Origin of the sequence: Streptosporangium album (genome assembly GCF_014203795.1) — a bacterium.
In the GTDB taxonomy this organism is placed as follows: domain Bacteria; phylum Actinomycetota; class Actinomycetes; order Streptosporangiales; family Streptosporangiaceae; genus Streptosporangium; species Streptosporangium album.
In genome coordinates, this window is the sequence record NZ_JACHJU010000001.1 from 1,651,655 (window position 1) to 1,670,516 (window position 18,862).

Sequence of the window (18,862 nt, forward strand, 5' to 3'; positions counted from 1 at the left end):
CCGGCCCCGGCGGGGAACGAACCAACACAGTGCGGCACTAGCGGTTTCTTTGCCAGGAACCCCTAACGCGGTGCTTGAAGCCCCGAATGCGGCTTACTACGTTCGGGCTTGTGAGCAATGCGGAGGGCACCCGGACAGTAGCTCAGAGCGACGGAGTCGGCCAGGCCGCCGCGGAGAAGGCCCTTGCCATGGACCGGGTCCGCGACAACGGCGGGACCGGCGTGGGGGAGACCCCCGAGGCCGAACGGGTCTCCGACATGGAGATCACCGCCGAGATGGAGCGGGTCCCCTACCCGGAGGAGACCGGGACCACGGACGTCCTCGTGGCGGGGAAGGTCTCCGGCACCCGAGAGTCCCCTGGCGGGGAGAACGTCCCCGCCAAGGCGGAGCCGCCCCGTTGCGCGGAGAAGGCCGGGGCCCCGGAGACCCCCTCCCCGGAGCGGTTCTCCGACGCCACCGCGGATCCGGCCGCTCCGGCCCCGCCGCCCGCCATCGCCCCGGCCGTCCCGGTCCCGGCAGTCCCGACGGTCCCGGTGGATCCGGCCGAACTGGAGCTGACCAGGCCCCGCGGCCTTCCCGGCCTGTTCTGGCAGGACCTCGCCCAGATCGACTCCGGACCGCGCAGGTTCCGGCTGGGCCCGGCCCGCGAGCGGCTGGAGACCGCGAACCAGTCGTTCCTCACGGGCTTCAACGCGATGGTCGCCGACGAGGTCGAGCGGATCGAGGACATCCACGAGGAGCTGCGCGGATCCGCCTACGAGGGCGCGGGCATGGCCTGCGCCATGCTCGACGTGCTCACGGTCACCGGCGGCCGGCGGCTCAGGGGCCTGCTCAGCGGACCGGGCATGCGCCACCCGCACATGGTCCACCTGGGCACCGGCTGGGCGTACGCCAGGCTGCGCATGCGGCCGATGTGGGGCATCCGCTCGGTCCACCCGCTGCTGCGCTGGCTGGCGTACGACGGTTTCGGCTTCCACCAGGGCTTCTTCTCCACCGACCGGACGGTCGGGCGGCAGCGTACGGCCGGGTTGATGGACCGGACCCGCCGGGCGATCTTCGACCAGGGGCTGGGCCGGATGCTCTGGTTCCACGAGTGCGCGGGGGCGGACGACGTCATCCTGCGCATCGCCGAGTTCCCGCCGGGCCGCCGGGCCGACCTGTGGAGCGGTGTGGGCATGGCCGCCACCTACACGGGCGGGGCGAGCACCGCCGAGCTGGAACGGCTGAGCGCGGCCGCGGCCGAGGACGGGTTCCGTGCCCACCTCGCCCAGGGCGGCGCCTTCGCCTGCGCCTGCCGGCTGATCTCCGGGATCGTGCCCGAGCACACGGTCGCCGCCACGCCCACGCTGTGCGGGGTGGAGGTCGACGAGGCCGCCTCCTGGACCGACACCGCGCTCGTCGCCCTGGGGCACAACGCGCACAGCGGTGACCACTACCAGGCCTGGCGGGCGGGGATCAGGAAGGCATGGGCGCGGCGTAACCGCGACTGATGACCGTGAAAGTGAGCACGATGCCGGGGGTCCGCAGGTGCGCGGCAGGGGCTCTGGCCCTGACGGCCTGCGCCGCCGGCTGGAGACTGACCGGGCTGCCCGACACCTCGGCGGCGGAGGGCGTCGCGGACTTCTCCTTCGCCGCCCGGCCTCTCGGCCCAGCCGACCGGCCGGATGACCGGAGCCTCCGGCCGGTCGCGCCGGGCTACCGGAACGTCCGCGCGTGGGTGTCGTCGACGGGCGCGGGAGTGGCGCTGTTCGACGTCGACAACGAGGTCGTCTCCGACGACGTGTGCCTGGTCGACCCGCGCCACGACACGGTGACCGTGCGCACCGCGCCGGGCACGCCTCACGGCTACCGGCCGTTCACGCTGACCGCGCCGGCGCGCGGGCCGTACGAGGCTCCGACGGGATGCCTGCCGGCCGACCTCGACCAGGACGGCTGGCAGGACCTGGTCGTCTCCTACTGGGGCCGCTCCCCCTCGCTGTTCCTGCGCGTTCCCGGAGCTCCGCCGTCCAGCGCGGCCTTCCGGCAGCGCGATCTGACGGCCCGGCCGGAGATCTGGAACACCGGTGCCGCCACGGCCGGCGACTTCGACGGTGACGGCCGCCTCGACCTGGTCTTCGGCAACTACTTCCCGGACGGTGCCCGGGTGCTGGACGACTCCGGGGACCACGGCGACATCGTGATGCCCGACTCACCGTCCGACGCCCGCAACGGCGGCGCCAACCGGCTCTACCTGGCGACGGGACCGGCCCAATTCGCCGAGGCCAGGGGGGTGTTCGACGGGCTCGGCGGCGGGGGCTGGACGCTCGGGCTGGGCACCCAGGACCTGGACGGCGACGGGCGGCCCGACCTGTACGTGGCCGACGACTTCGGCCCGGACGAGCTGCTGGTCAACGAGTCGACGGCCGGGAGGATCAGGTTCAGGCAGGTGCTGGGCACCCGGCACCTGACCACGCCGAGGTCCAGCGTCGTGGGCCGGGACGCGTTCAGGGGCATGGGAGTCGGCTTCACCGATCTCAACTCCGACGGCACACCGGACATCCTCGTCAGCAACGTCACCGAGGACTACGGGGTCCATGAGAACAACTTCGCCTTCGTCTCCCGGCCGGGCGGCTTCCACGACGGCCACGCGCCCTACGACGACCGCGGCGAGGAGCTGGGGCTGGACCGGAGCGGCTGGTCCTGGGACATCAAGGCCGCCGACTTCGACAACGACGGCACCGACGAGATCATGCACGCGTCCGGGTCCGTCAGGGGCGGTGCCGGCCGCTGGGCGCGGTCACGGCAGACGGCGGTCTCCAACGACCTGGTCCTCTCCCAGCCGGTGCTCTGGCCGGACGCCGGGGCCGGGCTGCCGGGCCGCGACAGCAACAGCTTCTTCACCCGGGGCGCCGACGGCCGCTACGTGGACGTGGCCAGGCGCGCCGGGGTCGGCGGCGACGCGGTCGGCCGGTCGTTCGCCGTCGGCGACGTGGACGACGACGGGAGGCTGGACTTCGCGGTCGCCAACCAGTGGTCCGCTTCGGTGCTCTACCGCAACGACGGCGCCACCGCACCGTTCGTGGGCCTGCGGCTCCGCCTTCCGGCCGGATCCTGCGGTACGGCGGGCACCGCCTCGGCGCTCCCCCCGGCCGACGCGTCCCCGTACCGTCCTTCCGCGGCGCGCCGCCCGCCGCTCGGTCCCCTCGTGTCCCGTCCCGCCTCGGCGCTCTCCGCGCTGATCGGCCCCCTGCCGTCCCGCCCCCCACCGGCGCGGTCCGGGATGACGTTCCCCGGGCTGATCGGCCCCCACCCGGTTCTCTCCTCCTCGCGTCGCTCCACCGTGCCCGTCCCCGCCCTGACGCGTCCCGCCATCGGTGCCGTCGCCACGATGCGCCTGCCCGGCGGGGGCGCGCTCAGCCGCCAGCTCTACCCGGCCAACGGACACAACGGCGTCTCCGCGCCGGAGCTGCTGTTCGGCCTCGGGACGGGCGCGCCGAACGGGCCGTTCCCGGTCGAGCTGGCCTGGCGTGACGCCTGCGGTGTCCCGCGCGCCGCGTCGGTGTCGGTGAAGCCCGGCTGGCACCGGATCCTGCTGGCCGGCGGCCGCGCCTCGGAGATGGGCTGATCATGGACGCCACCCGGAGACGCGACAGGGATCTCCGCCGCCTCGCCGGGTCGATCACCCTCGTCACGGTGCTCGGGCACATCGTGCTCGACTTCGAACAGCCCTACCTCGCACCCGTGGTGGGCGCGGTCACCGGTGTGGGTGCCGCGTTCGTGCTGGAGACGGTGGAGGCGTGGGCGTGGCGGCGCCCGGCCCGGTACCGGGGGACGCGGTGCCGCCAGGTGGCCGGTTTCTTCCTGCCGTCCTATATCACCGGGCTGACCTGCGCGATGCTGCTGTACGCCGGTGCGCGCCCGATGCCGGTCGTGCTGGCCGTCCTGATCGGAGTCGGCAGCACGTACGTCCTGCGGGTCAGGGTCCCCGGCGTGGGGTGGCGTCCGGAGGGGGAGGCGCCTCGCGACACGGGGCCACGGCGCGGAACCGCGCCCCGCGCGGCGGGGCACCAGGCCGGGGCCGCGCCCGGCGGGCATTACCTGAACCCGGCGTGCCTCGGTGTCGCCGCCGTGCTGCTGCTGTTCCCGTGGGTCGGCGTCGCACCGCCCTATCCGTCCGGCGAGTCCGTCCCGTCGGCCCTCCTGGTGCTGGGCTCGGTGGCGAACGCCCGGCTCACCGGGAGGCTGCCGCTGGTCCTGGGCTGGGCGGTTGGGTTCGCCCTGCAGGGGCTCGTCCGGGGCGGACCGGCCGGCGTCCCCGCGCCCGGCGTCCTGCTGCCGATGACCGGTGTGGCCTTCGTCCTCTACACCACCTACCTGATCACCGATCTGGACAGCACGCCTGCCCGGCCCCGCGCCCAGATGGCGTTCGGCCTCGCCACCGCCGTGGTCTACGGCCTGCTGGCCCACCTCGCCGTCGATTTCGGACTGTTCTTCGCCCTGTTGACCGTCTGCGCCGGCAGGGGTGCGGGCCTGGCGCTGCTCGCCCGCGTCCGGCCGTCCGCCGTTCCCGTCCCCGCCGCCGCCGCGCGTGACCTCTCCGAGGTTCCGGCGGGCGTCAAGCCATGATCCGTGTGAACACCTGAAGGGACGTGCCGAATGTCCGTCGCCATCGTGGGACTGGCCTGTACCTACCCGGACGCCCCCGACCCGGGGACGCTGTGGGAGACGGTGATGTGGCGGCGGCGGGCGTTCCGGCGCCTACCGTCCGAACGGCTGGACCTGGCCGACCACCACTCCCCCGACCGGTCGGCTCCCGACCGCACCTACAGCGACCGCGCGGCCCTGATCGAGGGCTGGGAGTTCGACCGGGCCGCCTACGGCGTCCCCGAGCCGGTTTACCGCGTCACCGATCCGGCCCACTGGCTGGCCCTGGACACCGCGTCCCGTGCCCTGGCCGACGCCGGCCTGCCCGGCGGGGAGGGCCTCGACCGGGACAGGGTCACCGTGGTCGTCGGCGCCACCGCGGCCGGTGAGAACGCCCGGGGCGCCACGCTCCGGCTGCGCTGGCCGTACGTGCGGCACGTGCTGGCCTCGGCCCTGGCGGGGACTCCCGCGGAGACGGCCGCCCGGGTGCTGGCCTCGGCGGAGGCCGAGTATCTACGGCCGTTCCCGGAGACGTCGGGCGAGAGCCTGGCCGGAGGCCTGCCCGCCACGATCGCCTCGCGCGTCTGCGCCCACTTCGACCTGCGCGGCGGCGGATACACGGTGGACGGCGGGTGCGCCTCGTCCCTGCTGGCGGTGATCACCGCCTGCCGCTCGCTGCTGGACGGCAGCGCGGACTTCGCCCTGGCCGGCGGCGTGGATCTCGGCCTCGGCCCGTTCGAGCTGGTCGGCCTCGCCAAGGCGGGCGCGCTGGCGGGCGAGCGCATGCGGATCTACGACACCCGGTCGGACGGCCTCTGGCCGGGCGAGGGGTGCGGGATCGTCGCCCTGACACGCACGGCCGACGCCCGCGCCGCCGGGCTGAGGATCTACGCGGAGATCGCCGGCTGGGGCGTGTCCTGCGACGGCGGGGGCGGCGACGTCGACCGCTCCGACGCCGACGGCTGGCTCATGGCCCTGCGCCGCGCCTACGCGCAGGCCGGCGTCTCCCCCGCCGAGGTCGCCCTGTTCGAGGGCGCCGGCACCGCCGTATGCGACACGGCCGAACTCACCGCCCTCACCCGTCTCCTCTTCGAAGCCGTACGGCAGGCCGAGCCCGGCGCCCCGCAGCCGGCGGCGACCGGTCCCGGCGCCGTACGACGGGCGGCGATCGGGTCCGTCACCGCCAACGTCGGGCACACCAGGGCGGCGGCCGGGGTCGCGGGCCTGATCAAAACAGCCCTGAGCATCGCCTCCGGTGTGCTCCCCCCGACCACCGGCTGCGGGGATCCCCACCGCCTGCTGACCGTCCCCGGAACGCCCCTGCGCGTGCTGGCCGCCGCCGAGCCGTGGCCCGCCGGCCACCGCCACGCGGGGGTGAGCGCCATGGAGCCCGGCGGCGTCAACGCCCACCTCGTCCTCACCGCCTCCGGCCCGGTGGGCTCGGGCGCCCGCCTCGCCGCGCCGGAGACCGCGCCGGCACGCCGGGCGGCCGACCGGCCCTCGCGGGAGGAGCCGCTGGTGTTCGCGTTCTCCGGGCAGGACGCGCGGGCCGTACGGGCGGCGCTGGAGCGGGTCGCGGACCAGGCGGCGCGGTGGTCGGAGGCGGAGCTGTGCGATCTGGCGTACGCGCTGGGGAACGCTCCCGCCGGGCCGGCGCGGGTCGCGATCGTGGCCGGGTCTGCGGAACAGCTGGCCGAGCGGGCGGGCATCGCCCTGGAACGGCAGACCATCACGGAACCCGGTGGAGGGACCGCCTCGCCGGGGATCCACGTCGGGCCGGCCGACCCGGACCAGGGGGCGCCGCCCCTCACCGGCCGGGGTGCGGGCACCGATCACCTCCATGACGGCGGCACGGTCCCCGCCGGCCTGTCCCCTGCCGAGACCGCCGCCCTCTGGGCGGCCATGGCGATCGAAGACCTCACTCCCCTCTACGGCGGTCAGCCGGCCCGCCCCATGGACATCTGGCGCGACCGCCTCTTCATCGCCGGCCCCTGCCCGCCCGTCCCGCACGGCGCCGCCGCCGGCGGGCACGCGGGCGGGCCGGACCGGGAGGAGGCGGACGCCGGCCCGGTGGCCGGGGTGGCGCGCTGGGTGCGCTGTTTCGCCGCGGACCCGGTGACCGGCGCGGGCGGCCCGCTCACCCTTGACGCGACGGGCCCGCTCCCGGTGGGCCCCGGGGACGTGGTGCTGGTCAGCGGGGGCGGCGAGGGGATCGGGTTCGCCTGCGCCATGGCGCTGGCCGAGGCCAGCGGATGCGCGCTGGCCCTGCTCGGGCGGCAGGAGCCGGACCACGACGTGGTCCTGGCGGGCAACCTGAAGGAGCTGTCCGGCAAGGAGATCCGGTACGGCTACGCGGCGGCGAGGGTGAGTGAGGCCGAGCAGGCGGCGCACGCCGTACGGGAGCTGGAGAGCACGCTGGGGCCGGTCACCATAGTGATCCACGCGGCGGGCGCCGGAGGGCCGGACCGGTCCGCCGGCCCTGGCGCCGAAGGCCTGGAGAGGTACGGCTCCTCCAGCCTGACCGGCCTGGACAACCTGCTCGCCGCCACCACGCCCCGGCGCGTCGTGACGTTCGGCCGGTACGGCCCGGCAGGCGATCCGGTGCGGGAGCGGGTCGCCGGGATCGGCGGGCTGAACGTCGACTGGCCGGTGTGGGCCGGAACGGATCCGCAGGAGCCGTCGGACGCGGCCGGGCTCCCGGCAGGCGCCGGTGGGACGGCCATCACCCCGCAGGAGGGGGTGGAGCTGTTCCTCGCGCTGCTGCGGACCGGCGACCTGCCGTCCGGTGTGGCCGTCCACGGCAGGCTCGACGGTCCCGTGGCGCCCTGCCCGGAGGGCGGCCGGTTCCTCGGCGAGGTACGTGTGCACGTCCCGGGGGTGGAGCTGGTCGCCGACAGCCGCCTGTCACTCAGGAGCGACACCTATCTGAACGACCACCGGATCGACGGACGGGCGGTGCTGCCCGCGGTGGTGGCGCTGGAGGCGATGGCCCAGGCCGCGGGGGCGCTGGCGGGACGGCCGCTGGACGAGGCGGGGCAGATGACGTTCGACCGGCCGGTGGTCGTGCCCGACCGGGGCGGCACCACGATCCGGGTGTGCGCGCTCCGGCATGGGCAGACGGTCGAGGTGGTGGTCCGCAGCGAGGAGACCGGCTTCCGGGTCGACCACTTCAGGGCGGTGTTCCCGGTGGAACCGGCCGACGAGACGCTGGCCGTGCCACAGCTGAACAGGGACGGCTCCGAGCCGCTGGGCGCCGGGGACCTGTACGGCGCGCTGTGTTTCCACACCGGGCGGTTCCAGCGGGTCAGGGAGCTGACCCTCGTCGAGGCGCGGGGCTGCCGGGGCGAGCTGCACGGCGACGACCCCGACGGCTGGTTCGCGGGCAGGCCGGTGCTGGGCAGTCCGGGGCTGAGCGACGCCACGATCCACGCGCTGCAGGCGTGCGTGCCGCACCGGCGGCTGCTGCCGGTCGGCGGCGAGCGGCTGGTGGTCCGGCCGTCTCAGGGGGATGTGCGGCTGCACGCCGCCGAACGCCACCACGACGGGGGTGAGTACGTCTGGGACGTCACCGCCACCGACGTCCGCGGGCGGCTGGTCGCGGCGTGGACCGGGCTGCGGCTGAGGGACGTCGGCCCGCTCCCCCGGCGCGACCCGTGGCCGCCGAACCTGCTGGCCGTCTATCTCCAGCGGGCCGCGGTCGCGCTCGGTCTCGATCCGGCACTGCACGTGACCATGGACGGCGGGACGTCCCGCAGCCGGCTGGGCGATCTCGTGCTCGGCGTGGACGGCCCGGCGTACTGCTCGTGGACGCGGGTGGGCGAGGTGCGAGAACCGCTGGGAGCGGCGTCCGCCCCGCTGGCCGACGAGCTGCTGACGTGCTGCGGCGAGTCCGCGGAGGCCGTGGGCGCCCGCGTCTGGACGGCCGCCCGGTGCCTGTCCAAGGCGGGCCTGCCGCCGGCGACGCCGCTCGCGGTCGTGGGCGGTCCGGAGGGCGGCTGGCTGCTGCTGCGGGCGGGGGCCGATCTGATCGCCTCGACGGTGGTCCAGGTCAGGGGCGTGGCGGAGCCCGTGGCGGTCTCGATCATGACCGGGGAACGGCGTTGAGCCCGCGTCGCCCGCCCCGGCGGGCCCATGGGGCGCGCGCCGGGTTCCGCCGCCCCGGCGGGCGCGGTGGGCGCGCGCGAGGTCTCGCCACCCGGGCGGGCGCGGGGATCCGCCGTCCCGGCCCGGACGTGGCCGGTCGATCAGCCGATGCCGGGGCCGACCCGCTCCAGCACCCGCAGCGAACCCTCCCGCCTGACCTCCTTGAACGCCCCGGAGGCGAGAACCCGCCGGTAGACCCGGTAGGGGGCCTGTCCTCCGGTGGCGGGGTCGGGGTAGATGTCGTGGAAGACCAGCGCGCCGCCCGGCATGACGTGCGGCGCCCATCCCTCGTAGTCCTCGGTCACCGGCTCGTCCGAGTGGCCGCCGTCGATGAAGAGCATGGCCAGCGGGGTGTTCCACAGCCGGGCGACCTGCTCCGACCTGCCGACGATCGCGATGACCTCGTCCTCGAGGCCCGCGGAGGCGATCGTGGTGCGGAAGGTGGGCAGCGAGTCCATCTTGCCGAAGCGGGGGTCCATCAGCGTGGGGTCGTGGTGCGCCCAGCCCGGCTGGATCTCCTCCGAGCCGCGGTGGTGGTCCACGGTCAGCACCACGGAACCGGCCTGCCGGGCACCTGCCCCGAGGTAGACGGCGGACTTTCCGCAGTAGGTGCCGATCTCGCAGATCGGCCCGCGCGGGCCGTACGCGACAGCCGTCTCGAACAGGGCGAGGCCTTCGTCGTGGGGCATGAAACCCTTGGCGTGCTGGGCCGCGTGCAGCAGGTCGGCGGGCATGGTCGGGGTGCTCATGCGGGCAGCCTATCCAGACCGAACAATATTCCGAACGACCCTTGCCCACCCCTATGCAACGTGTTCTACTTTGCACCGTGAACCAGCGCGCCCGCATCGTGATGACCGAGGACGAGATCACCGCCTTCGTCGGCGGGTCACGCAAACTTCAGCTCGGCACGGTCAACCCCGATGGGACGCCGCACATGGTGACCATGTTCTACGGGCTGACCGAGGGCGCGATCTCGTTCTGGACGTACGGCAAGGCGCAGAAGGCCCGCAACATCCAGCGGGACGCCCGGGTGAGCTGCCTGATCGAGGCCGGGGAGGAATACGCCGAGCTGCGCGGTGTCCTGATGTACGGCACGGCCCGGCGGATCGACGACTCCGAGGGAGTCCTCAAGGTCGGCATGGACGTCGCCCGCCGGATGGCGGGTATGCCTGAGGCCGAGGAGCTCCTCACGGAGTATGTCGCCTACACCGGCCGCAAACGGGTCGCCTTCGTGGTGGAGCCCACTCGAGTGATCTCGTGGGATCACCGTAAGCTCACCACCTCGGCATAAGGAGGCCCATATGAAGATCAAAGTCGACTATCTGGTCTGTGAGGCCAACGCGGTCTGCGCGGGGCTCGCCCCGGAGGTCTTCGAGCTCGACGACGACGACCAGCTGCACGTGCTGCTGCCGGAGCCGTCGCCGGAAATGATGGACCGTGTCCGGCACGCCGTGCGGTCCTGTCCCAAAGCCGCCCTCTCCCTCGAGGAGAACTAGGAGGACCCCCATGCGTGGTGCGCTTCTGCATGCCGTCGGCGACGACAAGCTCGACATCCGCGATGACTTCACCCTCGCGCCGACGGGTCCGACGGACGTCCGCGTCAAGATCAGGGCGACCGGCGTCTGCCACTCCGACCTGTCGGTGATCAGCGGCGTGCTGCCCATGCCGCTCCCCGTCATCCCCGGGCACGAGGGCGCGGGGGAGGTCGTCGAGGTGGGCGACCACGTCACCACGGTCCAGCCCGGTGACCACGTCATCGTCAACTGGACCCCGGCCTGCGGGCACTGCGCGAACTGCCTGGTGAACCAGCCGTTCCTGTGCATGACCTACATGATGGACAGCTTCGTCAACGCCCGGTTCCGCTACGGCGGCGACACCCCTGCGTTCGGCATGGCCGGGTGCGGCACCTGGGCCGAGGAGATCGTCGTGCCCTGGCAGGGAGCGATCAAGGTCGACCCCGAGGTGCCCTACGAGGCGGCGGCGCTGATCGGCTGCGGCATCACCACCGGTGTCGGCGCGGCGCTCAACACCGCCCGGGTGAAGGCCGGCTCGACCGTCGCGGTGGTCGGCGCCGGCGGCATCGGACTCTCCATCATCCAGGGTGCCCGCATCTCCGGCGCGACCACGATCCTGGCGATCGACCCGCTCGCCTCCAAGCACGAGCTGGCCAAGAAGGTCGGCGCCACCCACGCCGTCACCCCCGACCAGCTCATGGACGCGGTCGGGTCGCTGACCGGCGGCAAGGGGTTCGACTACGGTTTCGAGGCCGTCGGCAAGTCCGCCGCCATCATGACCGCCTGGCAGGCCACCCGCCGTGGCGGCGACATGATCGTGGTGGGCGCGGGCGCGATGGACGACACCGTCCCGCTGAGCGCCTTCAACCTGCTGTTCGAGGGCAAGAACATCCTCAGCTCGCTGTACGGCGGGTCGGACGTCCGCCGCGACTTCCCGTTCTTCGCCGAGCTCTACAAGGCGGGCAAGCTCGACCTGGAGAGCATGATCAGCGCCCGCATCAGGCTCTCCGACCTCAACGACGCCGTGGCCGCGCTGAAGGGCGGCGAGGTCCTGCGCCAGATCGTCGTCATGGACTAGTGCTCCGTTCCTCAAAGGCTGTAGACGAACTGGCGGCGTAGGTGTCTGGGGGCCGGTGGTGGCCGTCCCCAGACCCAGGGTTTGGCCCGCTGGTTGAGCTGGGCGGTGGCGATGCGGGTGGCGTGGTCGATGTCCTTGCTATCAGCGAAGGACACTCCGGCCAGGGCATGGTGGCGGAAGATCCGCCACCACGCCTCCTGCAGATTGAGCCGGCAGGCGCCGACGGGGATGAACGCGTGCTGGATGCGGGGATGGTCGGCCGGCCATGTGCGGGTGGCGAGGCTGTTGTGACCGGACAGGTTGTCGGCGATCACCCAGATGTCACCGTGGCCGGGGTTGGCGTCCTCGAGTCGTTGCAGGAACCGCTGGTAGCAGTCGCTGTTGCGGGAGGCGGCGGTCATGGTGACCGCGGCGCCGTCGGCGACGCGCAGCGCACCGTACACCCAGGTCTTGTCGGGGCCGCGGAAGTATTCCAGCGGCGCTTTGATCCGGTGTCCGTCGGCGGACCAGGCGGGCGCGGGGCCGAAGGTACGCGGGGTCACCGGCCCCAGCTCGTCGGCGCAGACGACGACCGCGCCGTCCGGCGGGTCGGTGTACAGGCCGACGACCTGCGTTCTTTTGCGGCGAAGTCCGGGTCCTTGCTGGTGGTCCAGGACCGGGTGCGGCGCCATCTCACCCCCTCTTTCAGAAGGATCCGGCGCACCTGGGAACGGTGAATGTCGATGCCCTGCTCACGGGCGGCGGCGGTGAGGGCATCCAGGGTCCACACCGCCGGCCCATCCTCGTCGTCGGCCTCCAGCTCACCCCAGGGCTCCCAGCGCAGCCGCCCGGGCGGTATCGTCTTGACCAGCGCGATGAGCCGCGATCGTTCGGCTTGGGTGATCCGCGGTCTGCGACCGGGCCCGGGCCGGTCACCAAGCCCGTCGATGCCTTCGGCGTTGAAGCGGCGCAACCGGCGGCGCACGGTCTCCGGATGACAGCCCAGCATCGCGGCGATGGCCGGGCCGCGCATCTCCTCCCAGCTCAACACGACGATCTGGGCGCGCTGGATCCAGTCGGCCGGGGCGTGCCGGGCACCGGCGAGTTTACGGATCTGGCGTTCCTCCTCGCCGTCTCGCGGCGCTCGAGCGTGCAGCAGTTTCGGCATGATGACACCACCTCCCTGTCATCCACGATGCCCCTGATCAGGATGGCTGGCCACCGCTCAGCTCAACACCCTTTGAGGAACGTAGCACTAGTAGGACTTGGTTACCTCGGGTAGGAGACGGTATGTCACCCGCTTTGGGGTGAGGGAAGATGACCCCTCGAGAACTCGAGGCCGTGCGGGCGCGACTGGAGACGTTTGCCACTGAGGTGTTCTCCTGTTTCGCCCGTACTGACCAGCGGCGACCGGAGAGACTACGGGATGAACGCCGCGCAGATCAGGGAGAGTCCGACGAGCCCCAGCAGAACGGCCCGGTGGCGCAGGAGCACCGTCAGGTCGGCGGAGTCGGGACCGTCGACCGACACTCCGTACGCCGTCGTGATCCGGGACGGCGCGAACGCGACGAAGCCGGGGAGGAGGTTCACCGCCCCGACGAGGAGAAGCAGAGCGGTCGCGACGCGGTCAAGCCACATGTCAGTCCTTCTATGGGGTGGGAAGGGGCGATCGGAGTGCTGGCTAGCATGTCTGCATGCAACCGGCGCCGCTTTCAGAAACATGCCGTGATCAGGCCGCGCTGTGGTTGCGGGGTGACATCGTCCGCGCCGTTCCCATGTCCGTCTGGTCCCTCCCGTGGTCCCGGCCGTCGGCCCCTCGCAACAGCCCGCTCAACGTTGCCCGTGTAGTGGCTCATAGCGACCGGCAGTGCTCAGCCCGTGTCGATCTTGTTTCCCTTCGGGTTGAGCACGTACCACTTGGCGCCGAAGGAGTCGAGGCCCTGCCCGCTGGTGTCGCCGGGTTTGGTGTCGCCGACGTAGTAGTACAGCGGGTGGCCGTTGTAGGTGACCTCTGTGGTGTGGTCGGTCCTGGCGGTGGTGCCGAGCAGGGCGGAGGATGCGCCGCTGCCGGCCTGCGGCCTGCCCGTGGTGACCAGCGGCGGCCAGGCGCTCGCACACGCGCCGTAGCATGTCGACTTGGTGCCCTTGTCCGTCTCGAACAGGTACAGCGTGCGCCCTTGGCCGTCGGTGAGGATCTTGCCGAGCTTGGAGTCCCGGACCGCGACGGTGACGGTGACGCCTGCGGCAGGGCCGCCGCCGGCCGGGGTCTTCGCGGTCGGGGAATCCGGTGTGGCTGGGGTGAGCTTCAGTTGGCTGAGCGCGTAGTGGCCGATGGTGGTGCCGAGTTTGTTGCCGGCCTGGTGGTCCATCCGGGTGTGCACGCCCGCCCAGATGCGGCTGAGCCCGGCTTCGGTCGCGGCGGCGCTGAAGTTGGTGTAGGTCTCGGTCACGCCGGACGCGGTGGGTGAGGTGAGCGTGAAGACATTGCGGTCGCCGTAGAAGCCGGCGAGTACTGTGGCGGCGGCCGTGCTGATCGCGCTGTGCATGCCCGGGTAGGACGGGTCGGGAGGGGTGGTGACAAGCGGGGTCCATGCGGGGTCGGGTTTGATCTGCGGGTTGCCGGCGGCGAGGCGGATGGCGGTGATCGGCCGCCAGAGCCGGTAGTGGTACTTGGCGTTGTAGACGCCGATGGTGGCATCGGCGACGGTGAGGTTGAGCAGGGCGAACAGGTCCGCCGACTGGTCGAGGTCACTGTGGCGCGCGAGGGCGACCTGTTGGCCGATGGTGTACCAGTAGTTCTGGATGGGGGCACCCCAGAGCTTGGCGATCGTGGTCTGTTCCGCCGTGCGTGTCGTGCTGTGGGCGGCGCCGATGGTCTTGACCTCATTGATGGCGGCCGCGTAGACGGGGCTGGCCAGCGCCGGGGGCGCGGCGGGGCGGAACTGATGGCCGGCATGGAGCACGAATGGGGTGACCTTGCCCCAGTGGGTGAACACCGGTGGGTCGAAGGCGGGCGGGGTCGGCCGGTAGTCGCCGGGTTTGCCGGTGCCGGTGTAGGGCGGCGGGGTGGCGTCGGCGCCGTCATGCGCGCGCATGGCGAGGATGGCGTGGGCCGCTTGGGCCCCGACCCGGATGCCCTCCTGCTTGGCGCGGCCGTCGGGAATGCCGGTGAGATCGGTGGCCAGTTGCTGGTCCAGGCCGGGCTTCCGCGCTGGGTACAGGGCGGTGAGGGTGTCGTGCGCGGCCGTCGCGGCCGCGGCGGGACGGGAGGCATCCTGCGGGGCGGTGAAGCCGGTTCCGTAGAGGGGGTGAGCGCGGCTGATCGCGTTGACCGCGTCATAGACGGCCGCACTCATGATGGCGAAGCTGCGGGTGGGGTGGATGGTGGCCGGCTGTGCGTGCGGAGTCCGCACGACGTTGAGCAGGGTCCGGTTCCACTCGATCACCACGTTGCCCTGCGGCGGCCCCTCGACGGCGTTCGCGGTCGCGAGCGGGGCGGCATGGGCGGCGGGTGCTGTGGCGCCCTGGGCGCCGAGCGTCAAGACGGCCACCGCGAGCGCGAGCACAGGCCGCCGCTGGGTTCTCCGCGGTTCCGGAAGCGCGAACATCCTCACGATCCTCCTCCTGTCAGGCAGCGGAGTGAGAAAAGATGACAGGCCGCTTCAGCGTCTCTACGCCAACCAGCGCCGGCCGTGCCGGGGGCCGACGTCCTTAACCCGGTCGCGATTTGGCCGTGCCGGCCGTCACCCTGCCGGCCCGTGGGGCTTGCGTCGTAGGACTTGCTCGGCGCATCGCTGGTCTGGCTTGCGGGAGCCACTCCAACTCATGGCGGAAAGCACCGCAAAAACAGACGTGACTAAAAGCCATAATCTCGCTGTTCTTTTCATGGAGAACGGTGCCCCATCGGTGCCGGATGTAATCAAGCATTCCATACCGTCACCTTCTCTACCGTAGCCGACAACAAGTGGGCATAAACACTGCCGAGGCAAAGCCTGATGCAAATTTAGAGTGCCGGAGCACCTACTCCGCAACTGCAGCGCAATCACGCCGAGATAGTGATCGATTTTTGGCTGCGATGGAGTGGAAACGTACGTCAAGGCGGCGCGCCCAACCGTACTCACCCCGTCATTAAGCAGCGTCGCCGCCTTTTAATGTACGTTTCCGGTCCGTCTTTTTACATCTGGCGCCATATCGTCTTGACCGGAGGCCACGCCGCCCGGCCCGTCCCGCCGCGGCGGGACGGGCCGGCTCCCGTCCGTCTCAGTCCGAGGAGAAGGCGGCGTCGAAGGAGGCGGTCGGCGGGGTGATGGCGTTGAGCCTGCGGATCACGCCCAGCGCCTCGGGGGCGCCGTCCAGCCGGTCCATGCCGGCGTCCTCCCACTCGATCGAGATCGGCCCGGCGTACCCGATCGCGTTCAACGCCCGGAAGCAGTCCTCCCACGGCACGTCGCCGCGGCCGGTGGACACGAAGTCCCAACCGCGCCGCAGGTCGGCCCAGGGCAGGTGCGAGGCCAGCCGGCCGCGCCGGCCGTCGCCGGTACGGACCTTGGCGTCCTTGCAGTCGACGTGGTAGATCCGGTCGGCGAAGTCCAGGATGAACCCGACCGGGTCCACCTCCTGCCAGACCATGTGCGAGGGATCCCAGTTCAGCCCGAACGCCGGCCGGTGCCCGATCGCCTCCAGGGTGCGCACGGTGGTGTGGTAGTCGTAGGCGATCTCGCTGGGATGCACCTCGTGGGCGAAGCGGACCCCGACCTCGTCGAAGACGTCCAGGATCGGGTTCCACCGGTCGGCGAAGTCGGCGTAGCCGTCCTCGATCATCGACGGCGGCACCGGCGGGAACATCGCCACGGTGTGCCAGATGGAGGATCCGGTGAAGCCGATCACGGTGTCCACGCCGAGCAGGGCGGCGGCGCGGGCGGTGTTCTTGATCTCTTCGGCGGCTGCCTGCCGTACCCGTTCGGGCTCGCCGTCGCCCCAGATGCGGGCGGGCAGGATGGCCTGGTGACGGGCGTCGATGGGGTGGTCGCAGACCGCCTGGCCGACCAGGTGGTTGGAGACGGCCCACACCTTGAGGTTGTGCTTGGCCAGCACCTCGCGTTTGCGGTCGACGTAGGAGTCGTCGGCCAGGGCCTTGTCGACCTCGAAGTGGTCGCCCCAGCAGGCGATCTCCAGGCCGTCGTAGCCCCACTCGGCGGCCAGCCGGCAGACCTCCTCGAACGGCAGGTCGGCCCACTGGCCGGTGAACAGCGTGATGGGTCGGGTCACGATTCCTCCACGGTGGTGAAACGGCTGCTGTCGGCGGCGCTGGCCTCGACCGCGGCCAGCACGCGCTGCACCCGCAGGCCGTCGGCGAACGACGGCGAGGGAGCGGCGCCGGCGGCGATCGCCTCGACGAAGTCCTTCACCTCGTGGGTGAAGGTGTGCTCGTAGCCGAGGCCGTGACCGGGCGGCCACCAGGCGGCGGCGTAGGGATGGTCGGGCTCGGTCACGATGACCCGGCGGAACCCGGCCTCGGCGGCGGGCAGCGTGTGGTCGTGAAACCACAGCTCGTTCATCGCCTCGAAGTCGAAGGCCAGGCTGCCCGCCGAGCCGTTGACCTCGATGCGCAGCGCGTTCTTGCGGCCGGTGGCGAACCGGGTCGCCTCGAACACCCCCACCGCGCCGCCGCTGAAGCGGGCGGTGAACAGCGCGGCGTCGTCGACGTCGACCGTGCCCGTCTCCGCGGTACGGCTGCCGCCGGACAGGCCCGCGGAGGCCTCGGCCAGCGGCCGCCGGGTGACGAAGGTCTCGGTCAGCGCCGAGACGCCGGTCAGGTGCTGGCCGGTGATGAACTGGGCGGTGTCGATGATGTGCGCGCCGATGTCGCCCAGCGCGCCGGAGCCGGCCTTGTCCCTCTGCAGCCGCCACACCAGCGGGAAATCCGGGTCGGCGATCCAGTCCTGGAGATACTGGGCGCGGACGTGGTGCAGCCTGCCCAGGCGTCCCTCGGCGATCCACTGGCGGGCCAGCGCGATGGCGGGCACCCGCCGGTAGTTGAAGGCGACCATGGCGTACACGCCCCGGGACGCGGCGCGTTCGGCGGCCTCGGTCATCGCCTCGGCCTCGGCCACGGTGTTGGCCAGCGGCTTCTCGCAGATGACGTGCTTGCCCGCCTCCAGCGCGGCGATCGCGATCTCGGCGTGCGAGTCGCCCGGCGTGCAGATGTCGACCACCTGCACGTCGTCCCGGGCGATCAACTCCCGCCAGTCGGTCTCGGCCGCCGCCCAGCCCAGGTCACGCGCCGCGGCGGCGGTGGCCTCCTCCGAGCGCCCGCCTACGGCCGCCATCACCGGCCTGTACGGCAGGTCGAAGAAGGCCGAGACGCTGCGCCACGCCTGCGAGTGCACCCGTCCCATGAACGCGTATCCGACCATGCCGATCCCCAGTGTCGGCCTGTCGTCTGCCGCCATCAGGACTCGAACCCGAGCGGGAGGTATTCCGCGACGTTGTCCTTGGTGATGGTCTCCGACGCCAGCGTGATCGACTGCGGCACCCGCTTCTCCAGCAGATCACTCATCCCCTTGCCCTGCGCGATCAACCGCGCCAGCTTGACCGCCGAGGAGGCCATCGTGGGACTGTAGGTCACCGTGGCCTCCAGCACCCCGCTCCCGGACTGGATGTCACGCATCGCGTTCGCCGACCCCGCCCCGCCGACCATGAAGAACTCGCTGCGGCCGGCCTCCTTGACCGCGGCCAGCACCCCGATCCCCTGGTCGTCGTCGTGGTTCCAGATCGCGTCGATCTTCTTGTGCGCCTGCAGCAGGTTGCTGGTCACCTTGGTGCCCGACTCCACGGTGAACTGCGCGTCCTGCTGCGCCGTCACCGTGAACCCGAACGTCTTGAGCGCGTCGGCGAACCCCTTGCTGCGGTCCTGGGTCAACGGCAGCGTCGCGATGCCCTGGATCTCCAGGATCACCGGATTGGCCACCCCCTTGTCCTTCAGCTTCTTGCCGATGTAGGTGCCCGCCGCCACGCCCATGCCGTAGTTGTCCCCGCCGATCCAGGTGCGATACGACAGCTTGTCGGGGAAGACCCGGTCCAGGTTGATCACCGGGATGCCCGCGTCACTGGCCTGGCGGGCGATCTGGTTGAGCTGCTGACCGTCGTTCGGCAGGATCACCAGGGCCGACACCTTCGCCGCGATCAGCGACTCCACCGCCGAGATCTGCGCGTTGATGTCGTTGGTCGGCTCGACCGGCTTGAACTCCACGTCGGTGTACTGCTTGGCCGCGGCCTCGGCGTTCTTGGCGATCGCGGCGATCCAGCCGTGGTCGGCCGCCGGGGCCGAGAACCCGATGACGACCTTCTCGCCGGGGCTGTCGTTACCGCCGGTCGGCGCCGCGGCCGGGGCCGCCGCCGCCGTGCTCGGCGAGGCGGCCGGCTCGTTGCTGGTGCAGGCGCTGGCCAGCGCACCGGCACCGAGGACGGCTCCGCCGACAAGGAAACCCCGGCGGGCAAGCGGATTGGCTGACATGTGTTTCTC

Annotated in this window: 15 protein-coding genes; 7 read left to right on the forward strand and 8 right to left on the reverse strand. The window is 72.1% G+C overall.

Going from position 1 to position 18,862, the window contains the following annotated elements:
- The first annotated feature begins 110 nt into the window (after positions 1-110).
- The 4 genes from FHR32_RS44140 to FHR32_RS07720 are packed head-to-tail and all read left to right on the forward strand — an operon-like array spanning position 111 to position 8,727.
- Complete coding sequence (locus FHR32_RS44140) at positions 111-1,490, forward strand: DUF1702 family protein (RefSeq protein WP_184753665.1); 1,380 nt, start codon at positions 111-113, stop codon at positions 1,488-1,490.
- A complete protein-coding gene (locus FHR32_RS07710; RefSeq protein ID WP_184753666.1) occupies positions 1,490-3,604 on the forward strand; it encodes an FG-GAP repeat domain-containing protein in 2,115 nt (704 codons plus the stop codon). The genes FHR32_RS44140 and FHR32_RS07710 overlap by 1 nt, the downstream gene beginning before the upstream one ends.
- Positions 3,605-3,606: 2 nt before the next feature.
- Positions 3,607-4,605 (forward strand): enediyne biosynthesis protein UnbU, encoded by a 999-nt coding sequence (locus FHR32_RS07715; protein WP_184753667.1) that lies wholly within the window; start codon positions 3,607-3,609, stop codon positions 4,603-4,605.
- A 30-nt stretch (positions 4,606-4,635) separates the two neighbouring features.
- On the forward strand, positions 4,636-8,727 hold the full coding sequence (locus FHR32_RS07720; protein ID WP_184753668.1) for an SDR family NAD(P)-dependent oxidoreductase: 4,092 nt from the start codon (positions 4,636-4,638) through the stop codon (positions 8,725-8,727).
- A gap of 140 nt (positions 8,728-8,867) precedes the next feature.
- On the opposite strand, the gene FHR32_RS07725 is transcribed toward FHR32_RS07720, so the two are convergent.
- Positions 8,868-9,515, reverse strand: coding sequence for a class I SAM-dependent methyltransferase (locus tag FHR32_RS07725; RefSeq protein WP_246466033.1), 648 nt, complete (start codon positions 9,513-9,515; stop codon positions 8,868-8,870).
- Between the two features lie 77 nt (positions 9,516-9,592).
- On the opposite strand from FHR32_RS07725, the gene FHR32_RS07730 reads away from it, so the two are divergent.
- The 3 genes from FHR32_RS07730 to FHR32_RS07740 are packed head-to-tail and all read left to right on the forward strand — an operon-like array spanning position 9,593 to position 11,358.
- Complete coding sequence (locus FHR32_RS07730; protein WP_184753669.1) at positions 9,593-10,057, forward strand: pyridoxamine 5'-phosphate oxidase family protein; 465 nt, start codon at positions 9,593-9,595, stop codon at positions 10,055-10,057.
- 10 nt (positions 10,058-10,067) lie between these two features.
- Positions 10,068-10,262: a ferredoxin gene (locus tag FHR32_RS07735; protein WP_184753670.1), complete on the forward strand. Its 195-nt coding sequence runs from the start codon at positions 10,068-10,070 to the stop codon at positions 10,260-10,262.
- A 10-nt stretch (positions 10,263-10,272) separates the two neighbouring features.
- A complete protein-coding gene (locus FHR32_RS07740) occupies positions 10,273-11,358 on the forward strand; it encodes an alcohol dehydrogenase catalytic domain-containing protein (RefSeq protein ID WP_184753671.1) in 1,086 nt (361 codons plus the stop codon).
- An 11-nt stretch (positions 11,359-11,369) separates the two neighbouring features.
- On the opposite strand, the gene FHR32_RS07745 is transcribed toward FHR32_RS07740, so the two are convergent.
- The 7 genes from FHR32_RS07745 to FHR32_RS07775 form a co-directional block, all read right to left on the reverse strand.
- Positions 11,370-11,900 (reverse strand): transposase, encoded by a 531-nt coding sequence (locus FHR32_RS07745; RefSeq protein WP_184759021.1) that lies wholly within the window; start codon positions 11,898-11,900, stop codon positions 11,370-11,372.
- A complete protein-coding gene (locus tag FHR32_RS07750; protein WP_184752715.1) occupies positions 11,897-12,505 on the reverse strand; it encodes a helix-turn-helix domain-containing protein in 609 nt (202 codons plus the stop codon). The genes FHR32_RS07745 and FHR32_RS07750 overlap by 4 nt, the downstream gene beginning before the upstream one ends.
- A gap of 251 nt (positions 12,506-12,756) precedes the next feature.
- Positions 12,757-12,975 (reverse strand): hypothetical protein, encoded by a 219-nt coding sequence (locus tag FHR32_RS07755; RefSeq protein ID WP_184753672.1) that lies wholly within the window; start codon positions 12,973-12,975, stop codon positions 12,757-12,759.
- Between the two features lie 233 nt (positions 12,976-13,208).
- Positions 13,209-14,945, reverse strand: coding sequence for a phosphatase PAP2 family protein (locus FHR32_RS07760; RefSeq protein WP_184753673.1), 1,737 nt, complete (start codon positions 14,943-14,945; stop codon positions 13,209-13,211).
- Positions 14,946-15,597: 652 nt separating this feature from the next.
- Complete coding sequence (locus tag FHR32_RS07765; RefSeq protein WP_184753674.1) at positions 15,598-16,605, reverse strand: sugar phosphate isomerase/epimerase family protein; 1,008 nt, start codon at positions 16,603-16,605, stop codon at positions 15,598-15,600.
- A complete protein-coding gene (locus tag FHR32_RS07770) occupies positions 16,602-17,789 on the reverse strand; it encodes a Gfo/Idh/MocA family protein (protein WP_184753675.1) in 1,188 nt (395 codons plus the stop codon). The genes FHR32_RS07765 and FHR32_RS07770 overlap by 4 nt, the downstream gene beginning before the upstream one ends.
- Positions 17,789-18,853 carry a substrate-binding domain-containing protein gene (locus tag FHR32_RS07775; RefSeq protein WP_184753676.1) on the reverse strand — a complete coding sequence of 355 codons (1,065 nt, stop codon included), beginning with the start codon at positions 18,851-18,853 and terminating at the stop codon, positions 17,789-17,791. The genes FHR32_RS07770 and FHR32_RS07775 overlap by 1 nt, the downstream gene beginning before the upstream one ends.
- Positions 18,854-18,862 lie beyond the last annotated feature (9 nt).

Bases quoted from the DNA above. Each gene is read 5' to 3' on its own strand.
- FHR32_RS07710 (WP_184753666.1), top strand. From the start codon at position 1,490: ATGACCGTGAAAGTGAGCACGATGCCGGGGGTCCGCAGGTGCGCGGCA.
- FHR32_RS07715 (WP_184753667.1), top strand. From the start codon at position 3,607: ATGGACGCCACCCGGAGACGCGACAGGGATCTCCGCCGCCTCGCCGGG.
- FHR32_RS07720 (WP_184753668.1), top strand. From the start codon at position 4,636: ATGTCCGTCGCCATCGTGGGACTGGCCTGTACCTACCCGGACGCCCCC.
- FHR32_RS07725 (WP_246466033.1), bottom strand. From the start codon at position 9,515: ATGAGCACCCCGACCATGCCCGCCGACCTGCTGCACGCGGCCCAGCAC.
- FHR32_RS07735 (WP_184753670.1), top strand. From the start codon at position 10,068: ATGAAGATCAAAGTCGACTATCTGGTCTGTGAGGCCAACGCGGTCTGC.
- FHR32_RS07740 (WP_184753671.1), top strand. From the start codon at position 10,273: ATGCGTGGTGCGCTTCTGCATGCCGTCGGCGACGACAAGCTCGACATC.
- FHR32_RS07750 (WP_184752715.1), bottom strand. From the start codon at position 12,505: ATGCCGAAACTGCTGCACGCTCGAGCGCCGCGAGACGGCGAGGAGGAA.
- FHR32_RS07755 (WP_184753672.1), bottom strand. From the start codon at position 12,975: ATGTGGCTTGACCGCGTCGCGACCGCTCTGCTTCTCCTCGTCGGGGCG.
- FHR32_RS07760 (WP_184753673.1), bottom strand. From the start codon at position 14,945: ATGTTCGCGCTTCCGGAACCGCGGAGAACCCAGCGGCGGCCTGTGCTC.
- FHR32_RS07770 (WP_184753675.1), bottom strand. From the start codon at position 17,789: ATGGCGGCAGACGACAGGCCGACACTGGGGATCGGCATGGTCGGATAC.
- FHR32_RS07775 (WP_184753676.1), bottom strand. From the start codon at position 18,853: ATGTCAGCCAATCCGCTTGCCCGCCGGGGTTTCCTTGTCGGCGGAGCC.